4 protein-coding genes are annotated in these 4053 nt (G+C 71.8%); 1 reads left to right on the top strand and 3 read right to left on the bottom strand.

Annotation, left to right across the window (positions count from 1 at the left end; translation table 11 throughout):
• A partial coding sequence (locus BG452_RS30710; protein WP_188307622.1) for a serine/threonine-protein kinase occupies window positions 1-954 on the bottom strand: 954 nt, incomplete at its 3' end.
• Window positions 955-1379: 425 nt separating this feature from the next.
• Here BG452_RS30710 and BG452_RS30715 point away from each other — a divergent pair.
• Complete coding sequence (locus BG452_RS30715) at window positions 1380-2027, top strand: TetR family transcriptional regulator (RefSeq protein ID WP_188307623.1); 648 nt, start codon at window positions 1380-1382, stop codon at window positions 2025-2027.
• A gap of 239 nt (window positions 2028-2266) precedes the next feature.
• Here BG452_RS30715 and BG452_RS30720 read toward each other — a convergent pair whose 3' ends face one another.
• On the bottom strand, window positions 2267-3211 hold the full coding sequence (locus tag BG452_RS30720; RefSeq protein WP_188307624.1) for a beta-ketoacyl-ACP synthase III: 945 nt from the start codon (window positions 3209-3211) through the stop codon (window positions 2267-2269).
• 123 nt (window positions 3212-3334) lie between these two features.
• Window positions 3335-4053 (bottom strand): L,D-transpeptidase family protein (locus BG452_RS30725; protein ID WP_188307625.1); only part of this gene is annotated, 719 nt, incomplete at its 5' end.

The raw sequence follows: 4053 nt of genomic DNA on the forward strand, positions 1-4053 counted from the left end.
CTGGGGGTGCGCCGGCTGCCGCGGCTCGACCGGGCCGGAGTGCGGGCGGGGCGCCGCGCTCGGGCGGCGGCCGCGCTTGCCCTCGATCAGCTCCAGCGCGTTCGCGGGCAGCCAGTCGCCGACCTCGCCGCCGGCGTCGTCCCGGGAGAACAGGTGCGGGGCCAGCTCCGCCTGGATCTGCGCGGGGGTGGGCCGGCGCTCCGGCGCCTGCTGCATGCAGGCCCGGACCAGGTCCATCAGCTCGGGCGCCATGCCGGTCAGGTCCGGCTCCTCGCGCAGCAGCTGGAACACCGTCTCCACCGGGTTGGTGCCGCGGAACGGCGGGTGCCCGGTGGCGCAGAAGACCATCAGCGAGCCGAGCGAGAAGACGTCGCTGGCCCCCCGGACGGTACGGCTGTCCCGGGCCTGCTCCGGGGACATGTAGGCGGGGGTGCCGACCGCGACGTTGGTCATGGTCAGCCGGGTGCTGGAGACCCCGGCCGCGATGCCGAAGTCGATCACCTTGGGGCCGTCCTCGACCACCAGGACGTTGGAGGGCTTGAGGTCGCGGTGGACCAGCCCGGCCGCGTGGATGGACTGCAGCGCCTCGGCGATGCCGGCCACCAGCCAGCGGGTGGCGTCCACCGGCAGCGGGCCGCACTCCTCGACCAGGTCCTCCAGTGAGGGCGCCGGGATGTACGCGGTGGCCAGCCAGGGCACCCGGGCGTCGGCATCGGCGTCCACCACGGCCGCGGTGTAGAAGCCGCCGACCGTCTTGGCCGCCGCGATCTCGCGGGCGAAGCGGACCCGGAACAGCTCGTCCTCGGCCAACTCCCCCCGGACGGTCTTGATGGCCACCCGGCGCCCGGAGGCGGAGCGCGCCAGGTAGACCAGCCCCATCCCACCCGCGCCGAGCCGCCCCAGCACCTCGAAGGGCCCGATCCGCCTCGGATCGTGCGCCGTCAGCTGGTCCACTCCGCAGCCACCTCCCCGTTGTCCGCACCCGCCGCGTGGTGCCGGACCCGATTCTCCAATGCCGCCCGGCGCATCTCCAACCTCCCCCACCGGGAGACGGCCGCCGCCCCGGGCTGACGGTCCCCTGGTCAGCCAGGACGGAACGGCCGGATTCTGACGCCCGCTCCGGCCGCGACTTGCGCCACGGCGCCCGGACCGTCGAGGCGTAGCCCCGGACGGTCGGTCACGCTCTGTCACTCGATCACCCCTCAGCGGACTCGCCGTCACGCTATGGGGTCAAAGGCACACGGGGGGGCTTCAACAGCGCCTTCTGGGCCCGGTGAATATCCGTCCGAAGTGGTTCGGGACCGCTATAGCAACCCCCGTGCGGAGTAATAGTCGCATCACCGAATCGCGCCAAGATCGTGCCACGGTAAGCTGACGGCATGACAGGACAAGTTCGCACCGTCGACGGTCGCGTCGCCGGGCGACGCGGACAGGAGACGCGGCAGAAGCTGCTCGACTGCCTCCGCGAGATGCTCAGCACGTCGCCCTATCGGGACGTCAAGGTCATCGACGTCGCCCGTATGGCGGGTACCTCCCCCGCGACCTTCTACCAGTACTTCCCGGATGTCGAGGGCGCAGTCCTCGAAATCGCCGAGGAAATGGCCAAGGACTCCGACACCCTCAAAGAGCTGGTGGCCGGAAAGTCCTGGGCAGGGAAGTCCGGACCGACCACTTCGGAAGAACTGGTCGACGGATTCCTCGCCTTCTGGCGCAAGAACGACGCCATTCTCCGAGTGGTCACGCTCGGTGCCGCAGAAGGGGACAAGCGGTTCTTCAAGATCCGCATGACCGTCCTCAACTCGGTCGCCAAGCCACTCGCGGAGGCCGTCAAGGAACTCCAGGCGAAGGGTCAGGCCGACAAGTCGCTCGACCCGAACGCCGTCGCCGGGGCCCTGGTCTCGCTGCTCGCCTCGGCGGCCGAGCACCAGAAGGCCTTCACCTCCTGGGGCGTCAAGGTCAAGGACCTCAAGCCCAACCTCGCTCCCCTGGTGTACTTGGGCGTCACCGGCAAGAAGGCGCCCAAGTAGGACCATCCGTTCGATCCACCATCCGCTCCGCGCGCAGCCCCGGCCTCCTGTCCGGGGAACGACGGACGGCGGCCGTGTCCTCGGGGGAGGTCCGCCGACGTACCGCACGCGCGCCAGACATGCCGGTGGGCGGGCACCCCTCACACAGGGTGCCCGCCCACCGGCATGTGCTGTTGTCCGCCCGCTCGCCTCCGGGGCGCCCCTTCGGCTCGGGGCGGGCTACCGGAAGCTCGGGCAGTTCACGGGCAGCGCACGACCTGCCCGGCGTAGGCCAGGCCGCCGCCGAAGCCGAAGAGCAGGACCGGGTCGCCCGGGGAGAGCTCGCCGCGCTCGACCAGCTTGGAGAAGGCGAGCGGGATCGAGGCGGCCGAGGTGTTGCCGGAGTCGACCACGTCCCGGGCCACCACCGCGTCGGTGAGGCCCAGCTTGGCGGCGATCGCGTCGATGATCCGCAGGTTGGCCTGGTGCGGGACGAAGCCCTTCAGCTCGGCCGGGTCGATCCCGGCGCGCTCGCAGGCCTGGCGGGCCAGCGGGGCGAGCTGGGTGGTGGCCCAGCGGAACACCGACTGGCCCTGCTGGCTGATCACCGGGTCCCACCCGGTGATCACCACGGCGTCGCCCCGTTCCGGCTCGGAGCCCCAGACCACCGGGCCGATGCCGGGCTCGGCGCCCTCCTCCTGGGCCTCGACCACCGCGGCGCCCGCGCCGTCGCCGAAGATCACACAGGTGGAGCGGTCGGTCCAGTCGAGGGTGTCGGACATCCGCTCGGCGCCGATCACCAGGGCACGCCGCGCCGCCCCGGCCCGGATCGCGTGGTCGGCGGTGGCCAGCGCGTACGAGAAGCCGGAGCAGACCGTGTTGATGTCGTACGCGGCGGGCGAGCGGACGCCCAGCCGGGCGGCCACCGCGGCGGCGGTGTTGGGGCTGCGCTCGATCGCGGTGCAGGTGGCGACCACGACCAGGTCGATCTCCGCCGCCGTCCGGCCGCTGTGGGCCAGGGCCTTCTGCGCGGCCTCGGTGGCGAGGTCGATCACAGTCTCACCCTCGGCGATGTGCCGGGTGCGGATGCCCACCCGGCTGCGGATCCAATCGTCATCGGTGTCGACGAGAACCGCCAGATCGTCGTTGGAGAGGATCTTGGGGGGCTGGTAGTGCCCGAGTGCCACAATGCGCGAACCGCTCATGCTGCCATGGAACCGGGTTACCCGCTGGTCAGTCGGGCATGACCGGCTACAGGATCCGCCCCGGTGATCTGTAGGGGCTCCACAAGGCCCTTGGGGCGCCTGGGTCCGGGGCGTACGCCGAGGTCAGGCTGCCAGCGAGCCGGCGTCGCCCATCACGATCACCGGGTGGGCCGCCGGGTCCAGGGTGCGGATCAGCTGGGCCATCTTGTCCTCGGGTATCGACACGCAGCCGTGGGTGGGGCCGTCGTGGTCGACGTGCAGCCAGATACCGCCGCCCTTCTTGCTGCCCATCGGGCGGCGCATGTCGAGCGGGGAGCTGCCGGCGACCCGGTTGTAGTTGATCGCGACCACGTAGTCGAAAGAGCCGGCCAGCTGGTCGCCGAAGAAGCCCGTCCCGGAGACCACGAAGCTGGCGTCCTTGTCGTACGGGAGCTTGCTGCCGGGGTTGTCGTTGTGGCCGCCCGCGTCGGTGAGGTCGAAGACGCCGATCGGGCTGCGCAGGTCGCCCTCGTTGTGGTCGGTGGTCCAGCCGTTCTTGCCGTTGTGGCCCTGCCAGGTCTCACCGGCCAGCCAGCGGCCCTCGGGGGTGCGGGTCCACAGGGTGACGCTGTTCTTGTCGGTGTCCTTGCCCTGGCCGGTGGCGACCACCACCTGGTTGGTCGCGGCGGGGATCTTCGCGGTGAAGGCGGCGCCGAGGCCGGGTATCGCGGCCAGCGAGCCGTCCGGGCGGGTCTCGCCGCGGCCGGCCGCCGGGGTCGCGGACTGGCGGTCGGCGGCGGCCTGGACGGCGGCGGGGGCGGGCGACGCGGGGTGGTCGGGCTTGCTGACGCCCTCCGGCCCGG

It is taken from the genome of Streptomyces sp. CBMA123 (assembly GCF_014596465.1).
In the GTDB taxonomy this organism is placed as follows: Bacteria; Actinomycetota; Actinomycetes; order Streptomycetales; family Streptomycetaceae; genus Kitasatospora.